General features: G+C 68.7%; 27 protein-coding genes. 4 read left to right on the top strand and 23 right to left on the bottom strand.

Features of this window, described 5'->3' with window-relative positions; translation table 11 throughout:
* Positions 1-89: 89 nt before the first annotated feature.
* The 9 genes from D4766_RS03860 to hisG all read right to left on the bottom strand — a co-directional run bounded on the left by D4766_RS03860 (position 90) and on the right by hisG (position 9,393).
* Entirely contained in the window at positions 90-716 is a 627-nt protein-coding gene (locus D4766_RS03860; protein ID WP_120716263.1) for a helix-turn-helix domain-containing protein, read from the bottom strand.
* 74 nt (positions 717-790) lie between these two features.
* Positions 791-1,705 carry an acyl-CoA thioesterase gene (locus tag D4766_RS03855; protein WP_120716262.1) on the bottom strand — a complete coding sequence of 305 codons (915 nt, stop codon included), beginning with the start codon at positions 1,703-1,705 and terminating at the stop codon, positions 791-793.
* Between the two features lie 32 nt (positions 1,706-1,737).
* Positions 1,738-2,610, bottom strand: a complete 873-nt coding sequence (locus D4766_RS03850; protein WP_120716261.1) for a transcriptional regulator — start codon at positions 2,608-2,610, stop codon at positions 1,738-1,740.
* Between the two features lie 5 nt (positions 2,611-2,615).
* The gene (locus D4766_RS03845) at positions 2,616-3,749 is read right to left on the bottom strand and encodes a GNAT family N-acetyltransferase (RefSeq protein ID WP_120716260.1); all 1,134 of its coding nucleotides are present in this window, start codon (positions 3,747-3,749) and stop codon (positions 2,616-2,618) included.
* A 115-nt stretch (positions 3,750-3,864) separates the two neighbouring features.
* Positions 3,865-6,021, bottom strand: coding sequence for a sodium-translocating pyrophosphatase (locus D4766_RS03840; RefSeq protein ID WP_120716259.1), 2,157 nt, complete (start codon positions 6,019-6,021; stop codon positions 3,865-3,867).
* Positions 6,022-6,135: 114 nt separating this feature from the next.
* Entirely contained in the window at positions 6,136-7,014 is an 879-nt protein-coding gene (gene thiL, locus D4766_RS03835) for a thiamine-phosphate kinase (protein WP_120718038.1), read from the bottom strand.
* Entirely contained in the window at positions 7,011-7,466 is a 456-nt protein-coding gene (gene nusB, locus D4766_RS03830; protein WP_120716258.1) for a transcription antitermination factor NusB, read from the bottom strand. The genes thiL and nusB overlap by 4 nt, the downstream gene beginning before the upstream one ends.
* Positions 7,463-8,752 carry a histidinol dehydrogenase gene (gene hisD, locus D4766_RS03825; RefSeq protein ID WP_120716257.1) on the bottom strand — a complete coding sequence of 430 codons (1,290 nt, stop codon included), beginning with the start codon at positions 8,750-8,752 and terminating at the stop codon, positions 7,463-7,465. Before hisD ends, nusB begins: the two co-directional genes overlap by 4 nt.
* Positions 8,749-9,393 carry an ATP phosphoribosyltransferase gene (hisG, locus tag D4766_RS03820; RefSeq protein ID WP_234024880.1) on the bottom strand — a complete coding sequence of 215 codons (645 nt, stop codon included), beginning with the start codon at positions 9,391-9,393 and terminating at the stop codon, positions 8,749-8,751. The genes hisD and hisG overlap by 4 nt, the downstream gene beginning before the upstream one ends.
* A gap of 45 nt (positions 9,394-9,438) precedes the next feature.
* On the opposite strand from hisG, the gene D4766_RS03815 reads away from it, so the two are divergent.
* Entirely contained in the window at positions 9,439-10,539 is a 1,101-nt protein-coding gene (locus D4766_RS03815; protein ID WP_120716255.1) for a DUF2332 domain-containing protein, read from the top strand.
* 159 nt (positions 10,540-10,698) lie between these two features.
* Complete coding sequence (locus D4766_RS03810; protein ID WP_120716254.1) at positions 10,699-11,532, top strand: outer membrane protein; 834 nt, start codon at positions 10,699-10,701, stop codon at positions 11,530-11,532.
* Between the two features lie 136 nt (positions 11,533-11,668).
* Here D4766_RS03810 and D4766_RS03805 read toward each other — a convergent pair whose 3' ends face one another.
* From D4766_RS03805 to D4766_RS03785, 5 genes are read right to left on the bottom strand one after another with little or no spacing between them, the layout of a single operon-like run.
* Positions 11,669-12,565, bottom strand: a complete 897-nt coding sequence (locus D4766_RS03805) for an alpha/beta fold hydrolase (protein WP_120716253.1) — start codon at positions 12,563-12,565, stop codon at positions 11,669-11,671.
* Positions 12,565-13,377 (bottom strand): SDR family NAD(P)-dependent oxidoreductase, encoded by an 813-nt coding sequence (locus D4766_RS03800; RefSeq protein ID WP_120716252.1) that lies wholly within the window; start codon positions 13,375-13,377, stop codon positions 12,565-12,567. Before D4766_RS03800 ends, D4766_RS03805 begins: the two co-directional genes overlap by 1 nt.
* Entirely contained in the window at positions 13,374-14,255 is an 882-nt protein-coding gene (locus tag D4766_RS03795; protein ID WP_120716251.1) for a pirin family protein, read from the bottom strand. Before D4766_RS03795 ends, D4766_RS03800 begins: the two co-directional genes overlap by 4 nt.
* The gene (locus D4766_RS03790; RefSeq protein WP_120716250.1) at positions 14,252-14,971 is read right to left on the bottom strand and encodes a glutathione S-transferase; all 720 of its coding nucleotides are present in this window, start codon (positions 14,969-14,971) and stop codon (positions 14,252-14,254) included. The genes D4766_RS03795 and D4766_RS03790 overlap by 4 nt, the downstream gene beginning before the upstream one ends.
* Entirely contained in the window at positions 14,968-15,258 is a 291-nt protein-coding gene (locus D4766_RS03785) for a BolA family protein (protein WP_120716249.1), read from the bottom strand. The genes D4766_RS03790 and D4766_RS03785 overlap by 4 nt, the downstream gene beginning before the upstream one ends.
* A gap of 35 nt (positions 15,259-15,293) precedes the next feature.
* On the opposite strand from D4766_RS03785, the gene D4766_RS03780 reads away from it, so the two are divergent.
* The gene (locus tag D4766_RS03780) at positions 15,294-15,914 is read left to right on the top strand and encodes a J domain-containing protein (RefSeq protein ID WP_325049112.1); all 621 of its coding nucleotides are present in this window, start codon (positions 15,294-15,296) and stop codon (positions 15,912-15,914) included.
* Here the strand turns inward: D4766_RS03780 and D4766_RS03775 are convergent.
* The 8 genes from D4766_RS03775 to D4766_RS03740 are packed head-to-tail and all read right to left on the bottom strand — an operon-like array spanning position 15,911 to position 20,682.
* A complete protein-coding gene (locus D4766_RS03775; RefSeq protein ID WP_120716247.1) occupies positions 15,911-16,549 on the bottom strand; it encodes a glutathione S-transferase family protein in 639 nt (212 codons plus the stop codon). The genes D4766_RS03780 and D4766_RS03775 overlap by 4 nt on opposite strands.
* A 16-nt stretch (positions 16,550-16,565) precedes the next feature.
* Positions 16,566-17,222, bottom strand: a complete 657-nt coding sequence (locus D4766_RS03770; RefSeq protein ID WP_120716246.1) for a glutathione S-transferase family protein — start codon at positions 17,220-17,222, stop codon at positions 16,566-16,568.
* Entirely contained in the window at positions 17,219-17,896 is a 678-nt protein-coding gene (locus D4766_RS03765) for a dihydrofolate reductase family protein (protein ID WP_120716245.1), read from the bottom strand. The genes D4766_RS03770 and D4766_RS03765 overlap by 4 nt, the downstream gene beginning before the upstream one ends.
* 4 nt (positions 17,897-17,900) lie before the next feature.
* Positions 17,901-18,377 carry a VOC family protein gene (locus D4766_RS03760; RefSeq protein WP_120716244.1) on the bottom strand — a complete coding sequence of 159 codons (477 nt, stop codon included), beginning with the start codon at positions 18,375-18,377 and terminating at the stop codon, positions 17,901-17,903.
* A gap of 1 nt (position 18,378) precedes the next feature.
* Positions 18,379-19,191, bottom strand: coding sequence for a VOC family protein (locus D4766_RS03755; protein ID WP_120716243.1), 813 nt, complete (start codon positions 19,189-19,191; stop codon positions 18,379-18,381).
* Positions 19,192-19,193: 2 nt separating this feature from the next.
* The gene (locus tag D4766_RS03750; protein ID WP_120716242.1) at positions 19,194-19,550 is read right to left on the bottom strand and encodes a DUF1428 domain-containing protein; all 357 of its coding nucleotides are present in this window, start codon (positions 19,548-19,550) and stop codon (positions 19,194-19,196) included.
* Positions 19,551-19,553: 3 nt separating this feature from the next.
* Entirely contained in the window at positions 19,554-20,237 is a 684-nt protein-coding gene (locus tag D4766_RS03745; RefSeq protein ID WP_120716241.1) for a glutathione S-transferase family protein, read from the bottom strand.
* 4 nt (positions 20,238-20,241) lie between these two features.
* On the bottom strand, positions 20,242-20,682 hold the full coding sequence (locus tag D4766_RS03740) for a VOC family protein (protein ID WP_120716240.1): 441 nt from the start codon (positions 20,680-20,682) through the stop codon (positions 20,242-20,244).
* A 73-nt stretch (positions 20,683-20,755) separates the two neighbouring features.
* On the opposite strand from D4766_RS03740, the gene D4766_RS03735 reads away from it, so the two are divergent.
* Positions 20,756-21,451: a winged helix-turn-helix transcriptional regulator gene (locus D4766_RS03735; RefSeq protein ID WP_234024879.1), complete on the top strand. Its 696-nt coding sequence runs from the start codon at positions 20,756-20,758 to the stop codon at positions 21,449-21,451.
* Here the strand turns inward: D4766_RS03735 and D4766_RS03730 are convergent, their stop codons facing one another.
* Positions 21,452-22,294 carry an oxygenase MpaB family protein gene (locus tag D4766_RS03730; RefSeq protein ID WP_120716239.1) on the bottom strand — a complete coding sequence of 281 codons (843 nt, stop codon included), beginning with the start codon at positions 22,292-22,294 and terminating at the stop codon, positions 21,452-21,454. It abuts the gene before it with no gap.
* Positions 22,295-22,357 lie beyond the last annotated feature (63 nt).

Raw genomic sequence — 22,357 nt, 5'->3', positions numbered from 1 at the left:
TAACGAATTGATTTATCAACAGAAACGATTCGTTAACCACGTTCTCGTCCTGCTCGATTCCGAGTTAAGATGGCAAGCGGTTTCGCGTGTCAGAGTTCGATCATGATGCGGACCTTGGCCGCATCGACGCCGTAGGCTTCGGCGATCTTGCGGCGGCTGCGCTCGAGGACTTCGGGCGGGCCGCTGATGGCCGGCTCGAGGCCGCCGGGTGTCACGCCGAGCGCCTGGGCAAGGTCCGGGAGGCGGCGATCGACCGGGCGCGCCTTGCCGTGTTCCCACGCCCACACCGTCGGCTTCGACACACCCAGGCGCTGGGCGATATCGGCCAGCGACAGTCCGCGCTCGATGCGCAGGCGGTGGATGCGCTCCCCGAAGTCCTCGCTCGCCTGCCCGTCGGGATCGGTCGGCTCGCCGCGCAGTTCGGCTGCGCTGAGGGCGGCGGACGACAGGGGAGTATCGAAGCGGCAGCCGAAGAGGCTTCCGTCGGACCACACGACCGTGGCGACGGCATCGGGCGCTTCGGGCAGGTCGAGCGCAAAGCGGTCCCCGTCCGCGAGCTGGGCGGGGGTGTCGATCAGCAATCCGCTGGCCGAGATGTTGCGGACGGTGACCGCGATCGCGCTCGCATCGCCGAGCCGCCCGCCGACGCCGAGGCGCAGCGTGCGCCGCGCATTGCCGCGTTCGTCGTCCTGTTGAAATACCGCGTCGATGGCCACTGTGATTGCGCTCCCCTTATGGTGGGGAAACAGTCGGGGAGCGGGGTTAAGACTCGGTTAGTTTCCGAAAGGTTTCAGCGCGTGCGGGGCTCGTTCCGGCGGATCATGCCTTCCTGCGCCACGCTGGCGATCAGCCGGCCGTCCTGGAAGATCGCCCCGCGGTTGAAGCCGCGGCTGCCGCCGGACCACGGGCTGTCGCAGTGGTAGAGCATCCATTCGTCCGCGCGGAACGGCGCGTGGAACCAGATTGCGTGGTCGAGGCTGGCGCTTTTCACCTCGCCGCGCATCCAGCTAAGCCCGTGCGGCATGATGCTGGTGCCGAGCAACTGCATATCGCTGAGGTAGGCCAGCGCCGCGCGGTGGATGCGCGGATCGTCGGGCAGGGGAGCGCGCACGCGGAACCACGAATTCTGCACCGGCTCCTGCGGCCCCTCGCTCAGCCAGTGACGGCCGGTGGTGGCCCGGATCTCGATCGGGCGCGGCTCGGCGAACACGCGGCGGACCCGCTCGGGCAACGAGGGGGCGATCTCGTTGCGCAGTTCCTCGTCGCTGCGCAGTTCCTCGGGGCCGGGGACTGCGGGAATGTCGACCCGCTCGTGTTCGAGGCCGGGCTGATGCTTCTGGAAGCTCGCCGCAAGGTTCAGGATCGGGCGCATCGTCCCGTTATCGTCGGGCTGGCTGGCGACGACCCGGCGATTGGAAAAGCTGCCGCCGTCGAGCTGGCGATCTACTTCCAGGGTGATCGGATGGTCCTCGCTGCCGCCGCGCAGGAAATAGGCATGGAGCGAGTGGGCCGCGCGGTCCTCGTCCACGGTGCGTTCGGCGGCGATCAGCGCCTGCGCGATCACCTGCCCGCCGAAGACGCGGCCGTGACCGCCCTTCTTGCGCGCGCCTTCGAACCGGTCGTCGCCGAGCGGTGCGGGATCGAGCAGGGCGACGAGGTCGGCGACGAGGCTTTCGTCGGTGAGCTGGGCGGGGGTATCGGTCATGTCCACGCCCTTGGGGCAGCCTTACGCGCGCGTCAATTCGTGCTCGGCAGCCGCCGCCATATGCGCCACGCGGCCGCCTTGGCGCGATTGGTCGCCGGGAAGCGGCCGGGCGGGCGGGGGTTGAGGCCCCAGCGGCGGAGTACGCCGTTCCAGCAGCGCGCATCGGCCTCAGCAAAGGACCAGTCGCTGCGCCAGGTGATCGACAGCGAGATCGAGCTGGCGGGGCCGTTTTTGACGTGGTGCGGGGCCATGACCGGCACCATCACCGCCTCGCCCGCCGCGATCGCGAACGCGGTGCCCCCGTCGGCAAGATCATGGCGCCATTGCAATTCGCGCGGCCCGCCGATGTGATACCCTTCGTGTAGGGTATCGGGCGCGAACCGGTCGACCCCGGCGGGGAACTGGGTCATCGTCTTGCTGCCGACCAGCTGCAGCAGAATATTATGTTCGGGGTCAAAATGATACGGCGTCACCGCGTCCGGGCTGGAGATGAACACGAACCCCTGTGGGCGCAGCATCGCGCCCGTCTTCGCCTCGATGAGAGGCTGCAGTTCGCCCAACAGCGCCAGCAGCAGGTTGCGGTAGGCGGGCACCTGTTCGATGTTCTTCAGCACCGCCCAGCTGTTGCTGATGGCGATGTGGCGGATCGTATCCTCGATCCCCACGCTGGTGCCGCCCGGCTTGCCGTCTACCCCGATCGGCAGGTCGCCGCGGTTGTATTCGATCGACGCGGGGGGCAGCCGACCGGCGAGGCCGGCAAGCGCGTCGAGCGTCATCAGGGGGCTGTCGGCCAGATTGTGGCGGATGACGCCGGGCGTTTCGGGATAGGCGGCGGCGAAATGCGCGCGGGCATCGGCGTCGAAGACGGCGGTGTCGGTCGCGGTGAAGCCGGTCTGGGCGTCCATCGGTGTTACTGTCCCCGGGATTGGCCGCGCGTCTCGGCGGCGAAGATAGCGGATGCGAGCGCGCGGCGGCCGCGGCCGCCGATGGCGATGCTGGTGCGCACGATCGTGCGCTTTTCCCGCCAGATGCGCTCGATCATCGGGTGGTCGGGCGCGGCGCAGCTATCGGTCCACGCGATATCGCGGCGGGAGAGCAACGCGAGGTTCTCGCGCTGCAGGAGGACGCCGGGCGAAAACCGCGCGAGCCCTTCGTCGTAGGCGGTCTTGAAACTGAACGCGCCGGGCGGGGCGAGGAAATTGGCCAGCATCGCGATCGGCCGGCCGTCGAGCCGGATCGCGATCCGTTCCAGTTTGCCGGCGGCGGCGGCACCGGCGAGCGCATCGGCGAAGAAGCGGGCCTTGGCGGGATCGCTCGCCATTGCCGAGCCTTGGGCCCCTTTCCACCCCGCCGCCTCGAGCGCGAGGAATTCGGCGGTCCAGCGATCGAGCCCGGCGGCATCCTCCCGGCGCTCGAAGGCAACGGTCCCTTCGTCGGCCAGGCGGTTGGCCTGGCGGCGCAGTTCCTTGCGCTTCTTCGCGCTCATCGATCCTTCGAAATAGGCCTCGGGCGAAAGATCGGATCGCAGAAGCGCGCGGTCGTGACGGTGGACGATGGCCCGGGCCCGCCCCTGTGCGGTGCATACGTCGCGCAAGGCGGCAAACAGCGGACCTTCGGCGGCGAGCCCTTCGAAATGAAGGAACAGCGCGCGACCGGCGTTGTCGTCGGCCCATTGCAGCAGCGCCTGCCAGAACCCGTGCTCGTGCCCCGCGGCGACGAGCGGGGTGCCGAGGAAGGCGTTGGCATGCAGCCAGTTTCCGATGTGCGGCAGCGGATAGCGGTCGTAACGGGCCGACCGGGCGAGGGGGACGATGCCCGTGGTCTCGCCGCCGACGGTGTAGTGCGCCAGCATCGCGCCGCCCGCCGCGTCGAACGCCGCGAGTGCGGGCGCCAGGCACCATCGTTCGGCGAACGGGTTGGGTTCGGAAGCGCGGACCGCGAGCCCATCCCATCCGGAGCCGCCGGGCGGCGAGCGCCACGGGCGCACCTCGAGAAGGTCCGCCCGCGGATCACGCACGTCGTATGGCCGGACCGGATGCTCCATCGCGGCCGCCCATACGGCATATCGCTGAGGGAAGATTTAACGCGCACATGCAAAGGCCCGCCCCGTTCGAAAACGGGACGGGCCTCGCGTTATCCGTGAACGACTGGTGCGTGTGTCAGCCGGCGCCGCCGGCGGCCAGTGCCGCCAGCAACAACAGGGCCACGATGTTGGTGATCTTGATCATCGGGTTCACGGCCGGGCCCGCGGTGTCCTTGTAGGGATCGCCCACGGTATCGCCGGTCACCGCGGCCTTGTGGGCTTCGGAGCCCTTGCCGCCGTGGTTGCCGTCCTCGATGTACTTCTTCGCATTGTCCCACGCGCCGCCGCCGGCGGTCATCGACAGCGCGACGAACAGCCCGCCCACGATCACGCCCAGCAGTAGCGCGCCCAGCGCCGCGAAGCCGTTGGCCTGGCCCGCGATCGCGGTGATGACGAAGTAGACCACGATCGGCGCCAGCACCGGCAGCATCGAGGGGACGATCATCTCCTTGATTGCCGCCTTGGTGACGAGGTCGACAGTGCGCGCATAGTCGGGCTTCGTCTCGTAGGTCATGATGCCCGGGTTCGCTTTGAACTGTTCGCGCACATCGACGACGACGTCGCCCGCCGCACGGCCGACGGCGGTCATACCCATCGAACCGAACAGGTAGGGCAGCAGCGCGCCCAGCAGGAGACCGACGATGACGTATGGGTTCTCCAGGCTGAAATCGACGTCGAGGTTCGGGAAGAACTCGCCGAGGTCGGTGGTGTAGGCGGCGAACAGCACCAGCGCGGCGAGGCCGGCCGATCCGATCGCGTAGCCCTTGGTCACCGCCTTGGTGGTGTTCCCCACCGCGTCGAGCAGGTCGGTCTTCTCGCGCACGCTGTCGTCGAGGCCCGCCATTTCGGCGATGCCTCCGGCGTTGTCGGTGACCGGGCCGTAGGCGTCGAGCGCCACGACCATGCCCGCGAGCGCCAGCATCGCGGTCGCCGCGTAGGCGATGCCGATGAGGCCGGCGAGCTGGTAGGCGATGACGATGCCCGCCACGATCACCAGCGTGGGCAGCGCGGTCGCTTCCATGCTGATCGCGAGGCCCTGGATCACGTTGGTGCCGTGGCCGGTTTCCGACGACTTGGCGATCGAGCGCACCGGGCGGTAATTGGTGCCGGTGTAATACTCGGTGATCCAGATGATCAGCCCGGTGATGACGAGGCCGAGCAGCGAGCACCAGAACAGGTCCATGCCGGTGAAGGTGACGACCTGTTCGGCGAGGCCTTCTTCCGCGGTTGGCTGACCGGCGCTGACATCCGCGAGGCTGCGGGTGATTTCCGTGCCAGTGCCGATCGCGGTCTCGATGCAGAGCCAGATCAGCGGGATCGAAAGGACCGCGGTGACGAGGAAGCCCTTGTACATCGCGCCCATCACGTTCTTGCCCCCGCCGAGGCGGACGAAATACGTGCCGATGATCGATGTCAGGATGCACGCGCCGCCGATCAGCAGCGGCAGGCTCATCATCGGCAGCAACAGGTCGCCGAGGCCCTTGAGGAGCAGCGCGGTGAGCACCATCGTGGCGCCCACGGTCACGACGTAGGTCTCGAACAGGTCGGCCGCCATGCCGGCGCAGTCGCCGACGTTGTCGCCCACGTTGTCCGCGATGACCGCCGGGTTGCGCGGATCGTCTTCGGGAATGCCGGCTTCCACCTTGCCCACGAGGTCGGCGCCGACGTCGGCGGCCTTGGTGAAGATGCCGCCGCCCAGGCGCGCGAAGATCGAGATGAGCGAGGCACCGAAGGCCAGCGCGACGAGCGCGTCGACCACCGCACGGCTGTTCGCCGCCAGCCCCATCGCGTTGACGAGGACCCAGAAGAACACGGCGATCGCGAGCAGTGCGAGGCCCGCCACCAGCATGCCGGTGATCGCGCCCGCGCGGAACGCCATCGTCAGGCCTTCCTGCAGCCCGGTCGAGGCGGCCTGCGCGGTGCGGACGTTTGAGCGTACGGAGATGTTCATGCCGATGAAGCCCGCCACGCCCGACAGGATTGCGCCGAGCACGAAGCCGATGGCCGAGATCGGCCCGAGGAACAGCCCGACGAGCACCGCGACGACGACGCCGACGATGGCGATCGTGGTGTATTGCCGCTTGAGGTAGGCCTGCGCGCCTTCCTGGATGGCGGCGGCGATTTCCTGCATTTTCGCGTTGCCGGCGCTTGCGCCCAGCACCTGGCGGCTGGTGACGAAACCGTAAACGACCGCCAGCGCCCCCAGGACAATTGAAATCAGAACAAGGTCCACGAACGTCCCCTCCCATTCCCTGATGATCGCCGCCTCTGACGGGCAGCGTAATGCGAAAGGTATAAGGCGGCGAGTCGGACTGGCAAGTGCCAAACCGAAGGGCTGTGAAAGGGGTCAGCCCGCGTGGCTGTAGCCGAGCCGGTCGCCCGGCGCGGGCGGCTTTCCGTCGATCAGAAGCCGGTGCCCGGACGAGGGTCCAACGCTGCCGATCCGATGCGCCGCGACCGGCGGGATGGTACCGGGGGGAAGGGTAAACAGCAGCGCGTAATCGTCGCCCCAGCGCAGCGCGTCGTCGCGGCGCTCTTCGGGACAGGCGAGGGGAACAGCGCCGCGGTCGAGGTCGATCGTCGCCCCGCTCGCATGTGCGAGTCGGGACGCGTCGAGCAGCAACCCGTCGGACACGTCCATCATCGCCGTAACCAGCGGAGCGAGCGCATGCCCTTCCGTCAGGAGCGGGCGGGGGCGGCGATAGGCGGTGCTGTCGTCGCCGCCTCCGCTGCGGAGGACTTCGAACCCAAGCATCGCAGCACCGACGCTGCCGGCTAGCCAAAGATCGTCTCCGGGCATCGCACCGGCGCGCGACGGAACCGGGATGTGGTTGGCGCGCCCGATGGCGGTCAACCCCAGTGCGCGCGGCGGGCCGCCGGACACCGTGTCGCCGCCCAGCAGCGGGACATCGTATTCGCCCAGCACCTCTTCGATCCCTGCCAGGAAGCGGTCGTCCCCGTCGCCCAGCATATGGCCGAGCAGCACGCCCACCGGCATCGCCCCCTTGGCCGCCAGATCCGACAGGTTCGTGGCGACGAGCTTCCACGCGACGTCGGCCATGTCCTGTCCGGGCAGCCAGTGGACGCCTTCGACCATCGCATCGTGGGTGAGGACGAGGGTCTCGGCGCCGATCTCGAGGACCGCGGCATCGTCGTCGAGGTTGCGCGCCGCCGGATGCGCCGCGAGACGGCGCAGCGCCTTGACGAAGGCGAACTCGCCGTTCAGCGAGCGCTCTTGGCCACCGCGTCGAGCACGCCGTTCACGAACTTCGCCTCGCGGTCGTCGAAGAACGCCTTGGCCACGTCCACCCACTCGCTGATCGCGGCGGCGACCGGCACGTCGGGCCGGGCGATGAGTTCGTAGGTGCCGCCCCGCAGGATCTGCAGCATCGTCTTGTCGAGGCGGGCGACGGTCCAGCCGCTGGCAAGCTTGCCGCCGACGAGCGCGTCGATCTCGTCGCGCCGGGCGAGGGTGCCGGTCACCAGATCGTCGAAGAAATCGACTTCGGCGTCCGCGAATTCGGCTTCGGTCTCCTCGTCTTCCATGCCGAGCCGGTGGAGGTGAAACTCGTCGAGCAGGCGCGCGGTACCGGTGCCTTCCATCTGCTGCTGGTAAAGCGCCTGGACGGCGGCAAGGCGCGCGGTCGAGCGGGCCTGTGAGCGGAGGTTGCTGTTCATTTCAGTCGTGTCTCGATGGAAAGGGCGTGGGCGGGCAGACCCTCGGCATGCGCGAGCGCGGCGGCGGCGGGACCGATGGCGCGGAAGCCTGCCTCGCCCGGCTCGATCACGCTCGTACGCTTCATGAAGTCGAGCACCGACAGCCCGCTGGAAAAGCGCGCGCGGCGCCCGGTCGGAAGGACGTGGTTGGGCCCGGCGACGTAATCGCCGACCGCCTCGGGCGCCATCCGCCCGACGAAGATCGAGCCTGCGTGGCGGATACCGTCCACGAACGGCGCGGGCTCGGCGACCGCCAGCTCGATGTGTTCGGCGGCAAGCGCGTTGGCGAGTTCCACCGCCTGTTCCAGCCGTTCGACGACGATCATCACGCCGTGATCGTCCCAACTCTGGCGCGCAACCTTGCCGGTCGACAGCATCGCGCAAGTGACGTCCACGCGATCCTCCACCTGCTCGGCGAAGGCGGCATCGTCGGTGATGAGGATCGATTGCGCGTCGGGGTCGTGCTCGGCCTGGCTCAGCAGGTCGGCGGCGATCCAGTCGGGATCGTTCAGGCCGTCCGCGATGACGAGGATTTCGCTGGGGCCGGCGACCATGTCGATGCCGACCACGCCGTAAAGCTGGCGCTTGGCCTCCGCCACCCAGGCGTTGCCGGGGCCGGTGATCACGTCGACGCGGGCGATGCGTTCGGTGCCGTAGGCGAGCGCGGCCACCGCCTGCGCCCCGCCGATGCACCAGATCTCGTCCACGCCCACGACGTGCGCGGCGGCCAGCACCAGCGGATTGGTCACCCCGCGCGGGGTGGGGGTGACGACGGCCAGCCGCTCGACCCCGGCGACCTTGGCGGGGATAGCGTTCATGAGCAGCGAGGAGGGATAGGCCGCCCGTCCGCCGGGCACGTAAAGGCCGGCGGCATCCACCGGCCGCCAGCGCGAGCCGAGCCGCACGCCGGCAGTGTCGGTCATGTCGCGGTCCTGCGGCAACTGCCCTTCGTGGAAGGCGCGGATGCGGTCCGCGGCGAGGACGAGCGCATCGCGCAAGATCGGCTCCAGCCCCTCGAACGCGGTGCGGCATTCGGCGAGATCGATCCGCCAGTCGCCTTCGTGGGTCAGCTGGTGGTCGTCGAACCGCTGGGTGTATTCGGCGAGCGCGGCATCGCCCCGGGCGCGGACGCGCGCGAGGATGTCGGTCACGCCCTGCGCTACGCCGTCGTCGCTGGTGCGCCGGTCCTCGACGATCCGGCGGAAGGCCGTCGCGAAGCCGGGATCGGTGATGTCGAGGCGCTTCATGCGGCCAACTCGCGGAAGCGTTCGACGAGTGCACCGACGCGCGGATCGGTCTTGAGCGCGGCGCGGTTGACGATCAGCCGGGCGGTGATCTCCATGATCCGCGCCGTTTCGACGAGCCCGTTGTCCTTCAGCGTCTGGCCGCTCGATACGAGATCGACGATGCGGCCTGCGAGCCCGAGTTCGGGGGCGATCTCCATCGCTCCGTTGAGCTTCACGCATTCGGCCTGCACGCCCTTCGCCTCGAAGTGACGGCGGGTGAGGTTGGGGTACTTGGTCGCCACGCGCACGTGCGTGCTGCCGTCGATGCTCGCGGCCCCGGCGGCCGGCTCCGCGACCGACAGGCGGCAGTATCCGATGCTGAGGTCCACCGGCGCGTAGAGGTCGGAGTAATCGAATTCCTCGACCACGTCGGCACCCACGATGCCCGCCTGCGCCGCGCCGTGGGCGACGAAAGTGGCGACGTCGAACGCGCGCACGCGGATGATGCGGGCGGCACCGTCGGCGGTAGCGAAGGCGAGGCGTCGGTCGGCCTTGTCGTGAAAGCCGGCTTCGGGCACCAGACCTGCGCGCGCCATCAACGGCAGCGCCTCGTCGAGGATGCGCCCCTTGGGCACGGCGAAGGTCAGCGGCGGGTTTTGCACGGCGCGGCGCATCTAGGGCGCGGGCAGCGAAAGGGCAACGCAAGGATGAACGAGCGGCCGAAATACGAATTGGTCGACATCGGCATGAGCGGCGAGGGCGCGGTCGCCCGCTCGTTCGAGAACCAAGTCGCCTATTGCACCGCCGCCAACGCCCCGATCACCGCGCGGGTGGTGGATGCCTTGCGCCGGCTGGTGGAAAGCGACGAACCCGGCGCGCTGCTCGATCGCATCCGCAAGTGGCAGGGCGCGCCGCTCGCCGATGCGCTGCCGCTCAGGATCGCAGGCGGCATCCACTCGCTGTGGCTGAGCCGGGCGCAGCCCGAACTCGGCCCGATCTATCGCGGGCCAAAAGCGAACGGGTCCGCGCAGGACGATGTCGCTCTGGTCCGCGACGCGATTGCCGCGCACGAGGCGCCGCTGATGGCCTGGCTGGCCGGGCCGCCGCAGACGAACGAGGCGGGGCGATCGAGCAACTTCATGGCGGCGATGTTGTGGCTGGCGGACCGGGGACTGCCGGCGGTGTTCGACTGTCTCGAGATCGGATCGAGCGCGGGGATCAACCTGATGATGGACCGCTATGCCTACAATCTCGGCGGGGTGTGGGCGGGGCCGATCGATCCGGTGATGCGGTTCGAACCCGAATGGCACGGCCCGCCGCCGCCCGACCGGCTGGTGCGGATCGCCGGCCTGAAGGGCTGCGACATCGCCCCGGTCGATCTCACCGACCCGGCGCAGGCGTTGCGGCTGAAGGCCTACATCTGGCCCGAGCACACCGTCCGGTTCGAACGGCTGGAGGCCGCTATCGCCGCCGCGCACGTGCAGCCGCCGAAAATCGGCGCCCAAAACGCTGCCGAATTCATCGAAACCGAGCTCGCCAGACCGCAGGCTGCCGAAACGACGCGGGTGCTCATGCACTCGATCGTCTGGCAGTACGTGCCGGCGGATCAGCAGGACCGCGTCACCGCCGCGATGGAGGCCGCCGGCGCCAGGGCGACGCCCGACAAGCCGCTCGCCTGGATCGCGGTCGAGGCCGACCGGACCGTGCATCGCCACGGCACGAAGGTCCGCTACTGGCCCGGCGGCGAGGAAGCGATCCAGCTCACCTGGTCGCATCCCCACGGGGCGGACATCGACTGGCTGGCCTGAAAGCGCATCGAGACGACGCCGGGCCGCCCGCTCGGTGAACGAGCCGCCCCTGTTGCTGCAATGCAACATCGTCCGGTAGTTCGCATTTGCAGCGGAACCGGTATCACCAAGGGTGGTTCTGGAGGTTCTAAAGTCGCAACCCCTTTTGCAGGAATTCCCATGATCAAGATGCTGGCTTCGGCCTCGGTTCTTTCGCTCGCCCTCGTGGCGACCCCGACGCTCGCCCAGGACACCCCCACCACGTTCGACGGCCTCTACGTTTCGGGTGCCGTCGGCCTCGACGCCGTGGACACCGGCCGTCCGGGTCTGGAGTTCGACACCAACCGTGACGGCACGTTCGGCGACGTCGTGCGCACGACCACCGGCGCCAACGCCTTCTCGCCCGGCTTCTGCGTCGGCGCGGCGAACGGCAACGCGCCGGGTGCCGGCTGCGACAACGACAGCGACGACCTCGGCTACGCCGTGCGCGTCGGCTTCGACAAGCGCTTCGGCATGTTCGTCGGCGGCGTGCTGGTCGAAGGCGCGAAGAGCGATGCGGTCGAGAGCCAGACCAGCTTCAGCACCACGCCCGCCAGCTACACCTACACCCGCGGTGTCGATTACTCGGTCGCCGCCCGCGCGCGTCTCGGCATCTCGCCGGGCGACGGTCGCGGCCTGCTGTACGCGACCGGCGGCGTAGCCTACGCCGACATCGACCGTACCTTCACGACCACGAACGGCGCCAACTCGTTCACGCCCGACGGCAACGACGACATGCAGTTCGGCTACCAGGTCGGCGGCGGCGGCGAGATCCTGCTGGGCAACTCGTTCACGATCGGTCTCGAGTACCTGTATTCGAACTACAAGGACGAGGACGCCTTCGTAGCGGTCGGACCGGGCACCGCGCCGGCGACCAACCCGTTCCTGCTGAACGGCGGCGGCACCAACCTGCGCCCCGCCGACACGAAGCTCGACAGCCACTCGTTCCGGGTGACTGCCGGCTTCCGCTTCTGACGCGATCCGGCCTTTCGGTCGAAATCGAGGAAAGGGCGCCTCCGCGGGGGCGCCCTTTTTCGTTGGTTGCTTTGAAGCAGCGCCGCGCCGACCGACGGTTAGGTATGCCGGGCGGACGGTTCGGCCCGCCGGTCCCCTAACCGCCGGTCCGGTCCAGAAATTGAGAGATGGCCGCGTTGACCGCGTCCGGCGCTTCCCACGTCACGAAGTGGCCGCTGCCCGGCACCTCGAACAGCGTTAGGTCGTCGACCACGTCCGCCAGCCCTTCGATGTTGTCCGGCGGCAGGGCGAGGTCGTCCATGCCCCAGAGGACCAGCGTGGAGATGGCGAGGTTGGGCAGCGGCGGGCGGGTCCAGCCTTCGGGCACCGCGAAGGGCGCGTCCATCGGCGGCACGTCGATCGGGCTGGCGCGGTACCAGTTGAGCATGGCGAAGGCGGCGTCGCGGTCCTGCCAGTCTTCCAGCAGGCGGGCGCGTTCTTCGGGCGGCATGACGTCGCCGCTGTCCCACTTGATTTCCTGCAACAGGATGCCGCCGAGCCCGTGCTCGCTCACCAGCGCATCGTTCGCCGGATCGCGGAAGCCGCGCATGTACTGACTTGATTCGCGCTGGTGCGGGTTGGTGTAGAGCAGTTCCTGGAAGATCGCGGGATGCGGCGCGTTGGCGATCACTGCGCGGGTCACGCGACCGTTCATTTGCCCCGCCAACGCGGTGCCCCAGGCGATCGCGCCGCCCCAATCGTGGCCGAGGATCGTGAACGTCTCGATGCCGAGCGCATCGGCGAGCTGGAACACGTCGCCAATCAGCTTGTCGGGGGTATAGTCCGATACCTCGGGCGGCTTCGAACTGCCGCGATAGCCGCGCTGGTCCGGCGCGACGCAGCGGTAGCGGTCGCTGAAATGCGCGACCTGGTGCCGCCAGGTCTGGTGGTTCTCCGGAAAGCCATGGAGAAAGATCAACGCGGGCGCATCGGTCGGCCCCTCGTCGACGACGTCGAGCTCGATCCCGCTTGCCAGCTTGACCCGCTTCATCATCAGCCCTCCTTCAACCTCTCCATGTACCCCTTCGCGACCATGTCGGCGACCTGGTCGAACAGGGCGTCGGGGGTGCGGCGCGCTTCGCCCATCGCCTTTTCCCCGCCGGTCGCGACGATGATCTCGCGCGTGCCGGCGGCGATCCCGTCGAGCATCTCGGCCGCCGCCTCGTCGGGGTCGATACCCTCGTCGATCGCCTTGTCGCTCTTGCCCCGGCGGCTGCCGTCGGCGGTGAGCGCGTTGCGGCTGACGTCGGTGCGGATCGAGCCGGGATAGATGCAGTGCACCGACACGCCCGATTGCGACAGCTCGCCGCGCAGCGCATCGGCATAGCCGGCGAGCCCGAACTTCGCCGCGCTGTAGGCGGTGCGCATCGGCACCCCGACCTTGCCCGCGATCGAACTGACGAAGGCGAGCGCGCCGCTGCCCCGCTCGCTCATCGGGCCGATCAGGCCTTGCGCGAAGGCGATCTGGGCGAGGAGATCGACCTCGATGATGTCGCGATAGACGTGCATCGAGGTGTCCACCGCCGCCGAACGCTGGCTGATGCCCGCATTCGCGACCGCGAGATCGATGCCGCCCTTCCACCCCAGCGCGCATTCGGTCGCCTCGGCCAGCGCCTCCTCGTCGCGCACTTCGAAGGGCAGCATGAACGCCTCGCCGGCGAGCGAGCCCGCCACGTCGTCGAGCCGGCCGATATCGCGCCCCGACAGGATCACGTGCCCGCCGCGCGCGGCCCACTGGCGGGCGAGCGCCGCGCCGATGCCGCTGGAGGCGCCGGTGATCCAGGCCACCTTTCCCTTGATCTTCATGGGTAACTCACCGTCTTGGGGACTTCGGGAAGGGGGATGCGCTCCTCGCTGTCGCCGGGGACCAGCGGGAAGTTGCCGCCGCGCCAGTCTTCCTTCGCCTGTTGGATGCGATCGCGGCTCGAGCTGACGAAGTTCCAGAACACGTGGCGCTTCGTGGCGAACGCCTCGCCGCCCATCAGCATGACCCGGCCGCCGCGTTCGGAGGAGAGCCGCATGGCCTTGCCCGGCTGCAGGACCGCGAGATGATTGAGCGTGAGCGCCTGCCCGTCGATGCTCGCCTCGCCGCCGACCAGCATGACCGCCCGTTCGTCGGCATCCGCGTCGATCGGCAGGGCGCCGCCGGCATCGAGCACGATCTCGGCATAGATGGTCGCGGCGTGCTGGGTGGTCGCCGCCTTCGCGCCCCACAGTTCGCCCATGATGACGGTGGCATGCGCCCCGCCGTCGGAGACGTGCGGCAGATCCTTCTGCGCCTCGAACGCGGGATCGATCTCTTCCTGCCCGTCGGGCAGAGCCAGCCAGGTCTGCATGCCGTAGAGCTTGGGCCCGCCGACGCGTTCGGTTTCGGGCGAGCGTTCCGAATGCACGATCCCGCGGCCCGCGGTCATCAGGTTGACCTGCCCGGGGCGGATCGTGGCGAACGTGCCGAGGCTGTCGCGATGGTCGATCGCGCCCTCGAAGAGCCAGGTGACCGTGGCGAGGTTGATGTGCGGGTGGGGGCGCACGTCCATGCCGGTGCCGACGTCGAGCGTGGCGGGCCCGAACTCGTCGACGAAGATGAATGGCCCCACCATCGTGCGCCCCTTGCTCGGGAGCACACGGTTGACCTCGAACTGGCCGAGATCGTGGGTGACGGGGGCGATGGTGGCTTCGATCATGCGCCGTCGAGCTCCGGATAGTGGCGGAAGATGCCGTCCTCGTTGAAGGGTATGCAGCGGTCGGACGCGCGATAGGCCGCGATGCCGGGGAGAGCGGCGACCGCGTCGTGGCAGGCGACGAGACACGGGTAATCGCCTTCGACACCGGCCATGCGCCGGGGGAACATGTAGCGCAGCCCCTCGACCAGCTGGAACAGCGAGGTGTCGACGTGGCTCCACTTCTCGCCGAGCACGAACGGACCGTCGTTGGCTTCGAGCGCCCCTTCGAAATAGCCGAGGAACTTGGGAATGCGTTCGTCGCGGAAATGCTTCGCGGCCTGCTGCGCCGTGTCCTTCTGGTCGGCGTAATAGAGGCTGCCGGCAACAGGGTGGTGCACCGCGTGCACTTCGGCGACGACGTCGCTGACCGTCAACTGGAGCATGATGAGTTCCAGGTCGCGCGGCAGGTCGCCGGCGCCGAAGCCGTGCGCATCGGCGAGCCAAGTGAGGATATGGCCGACCTGTGCGATGGTGATAGTCTCGCCTTCGACCTGACAGGTCAGGTATGGCGGAGCGAACGGGGCGATACCCTCGCGGCCCTGCCAGTCGGCGACCAGTGCGTCCTCGCCATCATCGCGCGCGCGGTCGCGGTAGGGCACCCCGGCCGCCTCGAGCGCGAGCCGGACGAACTCGCCGCGACCCGGAATGCCGGGCCAGTACCAGAGGTCGTAGCTCATAGCGTCTCCTTCGTTGGCTCGTTCGGCGCGAAGGCGCGGATTGCGAGGGCGTGGACGCGCTGGCCGGGAATGTCGCCCAGTGCGGCGTTGACCATGCGCTGGCGCTGCAGGCGCGACTTGCCGGCGAACGCCTCGCTCTCGATCACCACGGTGAAGTGCGATTCGCCGCTGCCGTCGTCGCCCGAATGGCCGTGATGCGCGGCGCTGTCGTTGATCACCTGGAGGCGGTTGGGGGAGAATGCCGCGCTGAGCAGCGATTCCATCTCGGCTTGCAACGGACCGGCCATGCGCGCCGTCTTGGGAGTTGTGAGGCGGCTTGTCCATGCCTACCTCGGCCCGGATGCGCCCAACACGGTTCCACGGACGACACGACGACAGGATACAGGAATGCCAGGCCCCCGGCTGCGACGAGGCCGGGCAGTTCCGCGCGCCCGGGCCGCGCTCGGCCAGCTTCGACGGGCCGGGCGAATCCCTGTGGTTCTGCCTCGACCACGTGCGCGAATTCAACGCGAAGTACGACTGGTTCGAGGGCATGAGCGCGGAGGAGATCCTCGACGCGCAGCATCCGGCGGCGGGCTGGCGCAATTCCAGCACGCGGCGGGTGTTCGGGGCCGATGCCGCGGGCGACGCAATGCCGCGCTGGGCCGATTTCGACGATCCGCTCGATGCGATCGGTGCGCGCGCGAACGGCATCCGCAACCGGGCGCGCGACGAGGCGCGGTTCCGCAGCAACGCCGCGCGTTTCACCCGAGCCGAACAGGACGCGCTGATGGCTATGGAACTGTCGCCCGACATCGATCGGCAAGGCCTGCGTCGGCGCTATTCCGAACTCGTGCGGCTGTTCCACCCCGACCGCAACGGCGGCGACCGCAGTCACGAGGACCGGCTGCGCAAGGTCGTCGAGGCGTATCAGCTCCTCCGGCGGAGCGCCGCGCTGGCCTAGCCCCCCGAACCCTCCGCGCCTTGCGCCTCGGCGATCAGGGCATCGTCGATCGCGCGGGCGGCCTTGCGTCCTTCGCGCTCGTCCAGCCGGGCATCGTAGGCGGCGAAGGCATCGCGCTTCGGCAGTGTGCCGAACGCGAGACCCCACCCGACCTGGCTGCCGACATAGACGTCGGCCATCGTGAACCGGTCGCCGCAGACGTAGGCGCGGTCCTTCAGCAGGCTCTCGAGCGTGTCGACCATTCGGTCGTAGGTGCCGTATCCGATCATACCGGTACGGTCGGCGGGCACTTCCCATCCCATGCTGCGGTCTGTCACGGCCTGTTCCACCGGACCTGCCGCGAAGAACAGCCAGCGGAAATAGTCGGCCTTCTCGCCGTCGCGGGGCAGCAGGCCGGGGGCGGACATCTCGGCAAGGTAGTGGCAGATCGCCGCCGCCTCGGTGACTACGTGGTCGTGGCCGCCGCGATGATGGACCAGCGCCGGCACCTTGCCCATCGGGTTGACCGCGGACAGGCCGCCCTTGTCCTGCCAGTCCACCAGCACCTGCTCGTAGTCCGCGCCCGCCTCGTGCAGCGCCCAGCGGGCGATCTGCCCGCGGCTCATCGGGTTGGTGTAGAACGTATAGTCGGCCATGCTTTTCGTTCTCCGATCAGTCGCGGTCGGGGGCGCCGAGGGGGAAGTAGGCGCGGTACGGCCGTGCATCCTCGATACAGCGCACCGCAGCTGGCAGGGCAAGCAGTTCGGCACGCAGCGCCCGGACCATTGGGCAGTCATCGGGGATGCGCTCGACCCAATCGGCGTAGAACAGGCTGGGCATCGCCGCGCAGCTCACGAGGCTGACGTGCGGGGGCAGGTCGTTCCGGCCGAGCCATTCCTCCAGCCAGCGATAACCGTGGAGCAGTCCCGTCCGGGCAGTCTCGAGCGCGGCAGGGTCGGGGTTTTCGGCATCGGCGATGTGTGCGTTCACCGACAGTTGCGCGACATCCATGATGTAGCGATCGAAGAACCGGTCCGTCATCCGCGCGGCCGCAGCTTCGGCAGGGTCGTCGGGGATCAGCGGCGCCGGCCCCGGATGGCGCGCCGCCAGCCATTCCACAATGGCGGTCGATTCGAAGATCGTTCGCTCGCCGTCGAGCAGCAGCGGGAACTTGCCCGCCGGATGGTGGGCGCGCACGTAGTCCCAGTTACCCGGCACCGACGGATCGACGTTGCGGAACTCGAAGTCGGTTCCGTTTGCGTAGAGCGGCATCAGCGCCTTCCAGGTGTAGCTGGAAAACGGATGGCCGTAGAGGACAAGGCCGCTCACCAGCTGCCGTCCTCGATGCGCTTGCGGCGCTTGATCTCGCGGTCGCTAGTGGCGGCGATGGGGGCTTCGTCGGGGTAGGGGGGCAGCTCGCCGCCCGGTTTCCAGTGCGCGACGATCGCGCCCTTGTCGGTCACGCGGTGGCCGGTCATGTCCAGCTTCGCGACCGGTGTGCCTTCGCCGAACAGCCGCTTTCCGTGACCGAGGATGACAGGGTAGGTCATGGTGATCAGTTCGTCGATCAGCCCCGCTTCGAGCAGCGCCGGGTAGAGCGTGCTCGATCCCTGGATGATGAGGTCGCGGCCCGGTTCGGCCTTGATCCGCGCGACGTCCTCGACGCCCGTCAATCGGTGGCTGTTCCGCCATTCGAGCGGCCCGTTGCCGCGGGTCAGGGCGTACTTGTTCGCGGCATCGAACGCATCGCGCATCGGGCGGTTCTCGGGCTCTTCGGCATAGGGCCAGTAGGCGGCGAAGATGTCGTAGGTGCGCCGGCCCAGCAGCAGGTCGAATTCGGCGGAGAACAGTTCGCCGAGCGTTTCGCCCACGCCTTCGTCCCATAGCCGGAAGACCCAGCCGCCTTCGTCGAAGCCGCCGGTGGGGTCTTCGGTCGGGCCGCCGGGGGCCTGCATCACGCCGTCTAGCGACAGGAACGCGGCTCCGGTGATCTTGCGGGGCATGGCGTCAGTCTCCCTTGCGCGCCGCGTCGATTGCCGCGACGTCGATCTTGCCCATCTGCAGCATCGCTTCGAACGCACGGCGCGCCTCGTCGCCGCCGGCCTGCTGCGATTCGAGCAGGGTGCGCGGGGTGATCTGCCAGTTGAAGCCCCACTTGTCCTTGCACCAGCCGCAGGCGCTTTCCTGCCCACCGTTGCCGACGATCGCGTCCCAGTAACGGTCGGTCTCGGCCTGGTCCTCGGTCACGATCATGAAGCTGACGCTCTCGTTGGGCTTGAACATGTCGCCGCCGTTGAGGCCCGAGAACGCGCGGCCGCACACGGTGAAGCCGACCGTCAGCGCGTCGCCTTGCTTGCCGCTCGGGAAATCCGCGGGCGCGCGGAAGATGGGGCCGACCCCGCTGTCGGGAAACGTCTCGGCATAGAACCGCGCGGCCTCTTCAGCATCGCCGTCGTACCACAGGACGGTGGTGAGCTTGTCCATCTCAGGTCTCCTTGCGCGGGCCGACGAGGCCGATGGTCGCGCCGCTTGGGTCGTGGGCGTAGGCCGAATATTCGCCGCCCGGGATTTGTTGCGGTTCGCCGAGCAGCGTGCCGCCACTGTCGGTCACGGCGCGGCAGGCCCGGTCGATATCGTCCACGCCGGCGAAGTATTGCCAGCGCGAACCCTCGCCGCCGGGCTGCGCCTTTGCGATCGCGCCGATGCCGTCGCCGCCGTGCTGGATGAACTTGTAATCCCCCATCGGCCCCATCGGCATCGCGCCTTCCTGCGTCCAGCCGAACAGGTCGCGATAGAGCGAGACCGCCGCATCGGGGTCGGTGGTCCACAGTTCGTTCCAGCGCATGTGCTGCGCCTTCGCGTAATCGAACACGTCGCTTCGCGCGTCCGGATCGCCTTCGGGCGGGGTGGGGGCCATGACGTAGAACGTCGCGCCCTGCGGGTCGGCGACCATCGCCATCCGGCCGACGCCCGGCATGTCCATCGGCGGCATGTGGACCGCGCCGCCGGCGTCGATCACCGCCTTCACCGCAGCGTCGACGTCGGAATGGTGGACGTATCCGATCCAGCCCGGCCGCGCGCCCGCCGCCGTCATCTCGGCGCTCATGTCGAGCACGCCGCCCGCGTTGCCGCCGTCGGAGCGAGCGATCATGCGATAGGTGCCGCCGGTGGGGAGCGGCTGTCCTTCGGCGGCGATCTCCCACCCGACGACGTTGCGGTAGAATGTCCGCGCGGCCGCGACGTCGTCGGTGATCAGTTCGTACCAGATGAAGGCGCCGCGGTCGGCTGGATCGGTCATGGTCAGGCTTCCTTGTCCAGGAAGACGTCGAACCCGCCGACGATCATGCGCCTGCCGTCGAACGGCATATCGGTGCCCATCGCCTCCATCCGCTCGTCTGCCATCATCTTTTCTTCCGCGGCATCTGCGGTGGCCTTGTCAGGCCAGGTCATCCAACTGAAGACCACCTTCTCGCCGTCCTGAAGGTCGACCGCACGGCGGAAGTCGGTGTGCTTGCCGTCCTTGATGTCGGATTCCCATGCCTCGACATGGCCGGTGCATCCGTAATCGCGGGCGATCGGCCAGAACTTCTCGGCGACCTCGCGATAGGCGTCCTTCTTGTCGGCCGGGACGGGGACGACGAATCCGTTGATATACATGGGTCAAGCTTCCTTTGTCTGGGGCGGGGAGTGGGTGGCGAAGGCGGCCATCTGGTCGGCCATCGCCCGCCGGAAAGCAGGGCGCGCCATGCCGCGTTCGACGTAGGCGGCGATCGCCGGGTGCTCGCCGCGCAAGGCACTGCTGTCGAGTTCGCGGAGGCTCGTGATCATCGCGATGTCGGCGATCGAGAACGCCTCGCCGAGCCACTCCTGTCTGCCGACCAGCGCCTCCACCGGGGCGAGCCGCTTGCGCACGAACGCCTCGAGGCTGGGGCGGCGCAGTTCGGTCCAATCCTCGCCCCTGGCGAACGCATCGATGGTGGTGAGCTCCATCAGCACCGGCTCGACGGTGTTGAACGCGGCCAGCAACCACGACAGCGCGGTGGCGCGGGCTTGGCCGGCAGGCGGCAGCAGGCCCTCGCTCTTCTCGCCCAAGTGGAGGAGGGTCGCGCCGCTTTCGAACACGCGCACATCGCCGTCGCGCAGGGCCGGGACCTGCCCCCAGGGCTGCTCGTGGTAATACCCCGCCGGTTTGTCCATCACGTCGATCAGGTGCTCGGCATAGGGAATGCCGGCCTCCTCGCACGCCCAGCGAGGGCGCAGGTCGCGGACGTAGCCTTGCGCGAAGCCCGGCACCCACCGGTAGGCGACGATGACGACATCGGCGGCAGGGTCGATCATCGACATCGGGTCAGCCGTCTTGCGCTTCGGCGTGTGCCTGCGGGCCCTTTTCCAGAACCGCCGGGTCCATCCAGCTCGGTTCCCAGATGTGGCCGTCGGGGTCTTCGAAACTGCGCCCGTACATGAAGCCGTGGTCCTGCCGCGGATTGCAGTCGGGCGTTCCGCCCGCGGCGGCCGCAGCTTCGACCATCGCGTCGACCGCACCGCGATCCTCACGGCTGATCGCCAGCATGAGCTGCGCGCTCGCCTTTGCGTCGGGGATCGCCTTGCTGGTGAACGTCTTCCAGAAATCGTGGGTCAGCAGCATCACGTAGATGGCTTCGGACAGGAAGACCGCGGCGGCGACATCGTTGGTGTAGCGAGGATCGTTTTCGAACCCGATCGCCTCGTAAAAGGCTTTCGACCGGGCGAGGTCGGCCACGGGCAGGTTCACGAATATCGTCTGGGTCATCGCTCTCTCCATTCCGGTCGTGTGCGACTCGGGGACTTGCGATGGGTCGCACGAGTAGTTACCTAAAGCAACTGTGAAGTTACAAAAAGAAACCAAAGAGGTCGTGGAGGGGCACGGGCGGTGGTACGGCGACGCCTGCGGAACCGCGTTCGCGATGGAGCTCGTCGGCGAGCGATGGTCGCTCCTGATCGTGCGCGAACTGATGCTGGGCGCGCGGCGGTTCTCGGACATTCGCTCCAGCCTGCCGGGCATCAGCGCCAAGGTGCTGACCGAGCGGCTCGCCTCGCTGGAGGCTGCGCGGGTCCTCGCCAGGCGGCAGCTTCGCCCGCCAGGCAAGGCGCAGGTCTACGAACTGACCGAATGGGGCTACGCCGCCGAACCGCTGATCCAGGAGGCGGGGCGTTGGGCCGCGCAATCGAGCGCGCACGATCCCACGCTGCCGCTGTCGCCGGTGTCGCTGATGATGTCGATGCGCACGATGGTCGACCGCTCGGCGCTGCCGGGCGTGACGGGCCGGATCGGGTTCGCCATCGGGGACGAGAACTTCGTGGCCGAGCCGTCCGCGACCGGACTGCCGATCGTGCGCGCGCCGGTGGAGGGCGCCGACGCGGTGTTCCGCGCGCCCGCAGCCGCGCCGATCGCGGCGGGCATCTACGCCGGAATTCCGTGGGCCGATCTGGAGCGCGAGGCGGATCTCGCGATCGAGGGGGACCGCGATCTCGCCATGCGCTACGTCGCGCTGTTCAGCCTGCCGCCGCCGCTCGCCTGATTACGGCTGGCGGAATGCCCAGCGCAGCCCGTCGGACATCGTCTTCGTGGCGAGCCGGGCCGGCAGGGCGCTGACGGTCGGGCGCGACAACCCCAGCATCGTGCGCGCGTAGGGCGGCAGCAGGTCGACCGCAGCGGTGCCGAGCGCCCGCTGCACCGACCGCGGCGCGCCTTCGGGCCGGCCGTTGAGGACGAGGTCGGCCACCTCCCGCGCAGCTTCGCTGGCCGCGAGATCGGCGCGCAGTTCCAGCATCAGCGCTTCGGCGTCGTCGCGGGTTTCGGGCACCGGATCGGCATTGAGGGCCCGCGCGATGACGGCGAACTGGCGGAAGTATTCGTCCTGCTCTTGCCTCGGCATGTCGGGCCGCACGTAGGCGATATGCGCCTCGAGGAAGCTCGTCGCCTCGGCCACGTGGACCCAAGCCAGCGTGCGCGGATCGGTCGCGGAATAGGGGGTGCCGTCGGGCACGGTCCCGTTGACGCGGGTGTGGATGCGGTTGACCCGGCCAATCGCGGCCATCGCCTCGTCGCGGTGGGCGTAGGTCGTCTGCGCGATGAAGCGCGCGGTGCGCCGCAGCCGCCCGTGCATGTCGGCCCGGAAGTCCGAATGGTCGAGCACGCCCTGCAGCGCGTGGGGGTGCAGCATCTGGAGGAGCAGGCTGCGGATGCCGCCGACCATCATCGGCACGACGCCCGAATGCACCATGCGGATGGGCGAATCGCGTTCGAACAGCGCGTCGTCGCTGATCGAAACCGGCTGTTGCCCGGCGGCGGTATCATTGAACACCGCCCGCACCCGCCCGACGAGGGCGCGGCGGACGAGATCGGCGGGGCTGGGGCGCATGGCGCGACTATCGCGGGTGTATCGGTTGCAGGCAAGGACGCTTGCGGGCGGCAGCCGGCGCGG

It is taken from the genome of Tsuneonella amylolytica, from assembly GCF_003626915.1.
GTDB lineage: Bacteria > Pseudomonadota > Alphaproteobacteria > Sphingomonadales > Sphingomonadaceae > Tsuneonella > Tsuneonella amylolytica.
The sequence above is the reverse complement of the archived record's forward strand: the minus strand, read 5'-3'. Positions and strand labels throughout refer to the sequence as shown.

What these genes read in the sequence shown, in the direction of transcription:
- D4766_RS03795 (WP_120716251.1), bottom strand. Translation starts at nt 14,255, where the DNA reads ATGATCGAAGCCACCATCGCCCCCGTCACCCACGATCTCGGCCAGTTC.
- D4766_RS03785 (WP_120716249.1), bottom strand. Translation starts at nt 15,258, where the DNA reads ATGGCCGGTCCGTTGCAAGCCGAGATGGAATCGCTGCTCAGCGCGGCA.
- D4766_RS03810 (WP_120716254.1), top strand. Translation starts at nt 10,699, where the DNA reads ATGATCAAGATGCTGGCTTCGGCCTCGGTTCTTTCGCTCGCCCTCGTG.
- D4766_RS03780 (WP_325049112.1), top strand. Translation starts at nt 15,294, where the DNA reads ATGCCTACCTCGGCCCGGATGCGCCCAACACGGTTCCACGGACGACAC.
- D4766_RS03800 (WP_120716252.1), bottom strand. Translation starts at nt 13,377, where the DNA reads ATGAAGATCAAGGGAAAGGTGGCCTGGATCACCGGCGCCTCCAGCGGC.
- nusB (WP_120716258.1), bottom strand. Translation starts at nt 7,466, where the DNA reads ATGAACAGCAACCTCCGCTCACAGGCCCGCTCGACCGCGCGCCTTGCC.
- hisD (WP_120716257.1), bottom strand. Translation starts at nt 8,752, where the DNA reads ATGAAGCGCCTCGACATCACCGATCCCGGCTTCGCGACGGCCTTCCGC.
- D4766_RS03730 (WP_120716239.1), bottom strand. Translation starts at nt 22,294, where the DNA reads ATGCGCCCCAGCCCCGCCGATCTCGTCCGCCGCGCCCTCGTCGGGCGG.
- D4766_RS03765 (WP_120716245.1), bottom strand. Translation starts at nt 17,896, where the DNA reads ATGCCCCGCAAGATCACCGGAGCCGCGTTCCTGTCGCTAGACGGCGTG.
- D4766_RS03755 (WP_120716243.1), bottom strand. Translation starts at nt 19,191, where the DNA reads ATGACCGATCCAGCCGACCGCGGCGCCTTCATCTGGTACGAACTGATC.
- D4766_RS03740 (WP_120716240.1), bottom strand. Translation starts at nt 20,682, where the DNA reads ATGACCCAGACGATATTCGTGAACCTGCCCGTGGCCGACCTCGCCCGG.
- D4766_RS03750 (WP_120716242.1), bottom strand. Translation starts at nt 19,550, where the DNA reads ATGTATATCAACGGATTCGTCGTCCCCGTCCCGGCCGACAAGAAGGAC.
- D4766_RS03805 (WP_120716253.1), bottom strand. Translation starts at nt 12,565, where the DNA reads ATGATGAAGCGGGTCAAGCTGGCAAGCGGGATCGAGCTCGACGTCGTC.
- D4766_RS03845 (WP_120716260.1), bottom strand. Translation starts at nt 3,749, where the DNA reads ATGGAGCATCCGGTCCGGCCATACGACGTGCGTGATCCGCGGGCGGAC.
- D4766_RS03850 (WP_120716261.1), bottom strand. Translation starts at nt 2,610, where the DNA reads ATGGACGCCCAGACCGGCTTCACCGCGACCGACACCGCCGTCTTCGAC.
- D4766_RS03790 (WP_120716250.1), bottom strand. Translation starts at nt 14,971, where the DNA reads ATGAGCTACGACCTCTGGTACTGGCCCGGCATTCCGGGTCGCGGCGAG.
- D4766_RS03760 (WP_120716244.1), bottom strand. Translation starts at nt 18,377, where the DNA reads ATGGACAAGCTCACCACCGTCCTGTGGTACGACGGCGATGCTGAAGAG.
- D4766_RS03745 (WP_120716241.1), bottom strand. Translation starts at nt 20,237, where the DNA reads ATGTCGATGATCGACCCTGCCGCCGATGTCGTCATCGTCGCCTACCGG.
- D4766_RS03855 (WP_120716262.1), bottom strand. Translation starts at nt 1,705, where the DNA reads ATGACCGATACCCCCGCCCAGCTCACCGACGAAAGCCTCGTCGCCGAC.
- D4766_RS03775 (WP_120716247.1), bottom strand. Translation starts at nt 16,549, where the DNA reads ATGGCCGACTATACGTTCTACACCAACCCGATGAGCCGCGGGCAGATC.
- D4766_RS03815 (WP_120716255.1), top strand. Translation starts at nt 9,439, where the DNA reads ATGAACGAGCGGCCGAAATACGAATTGGTCGACATCGGCATGAGCGGC.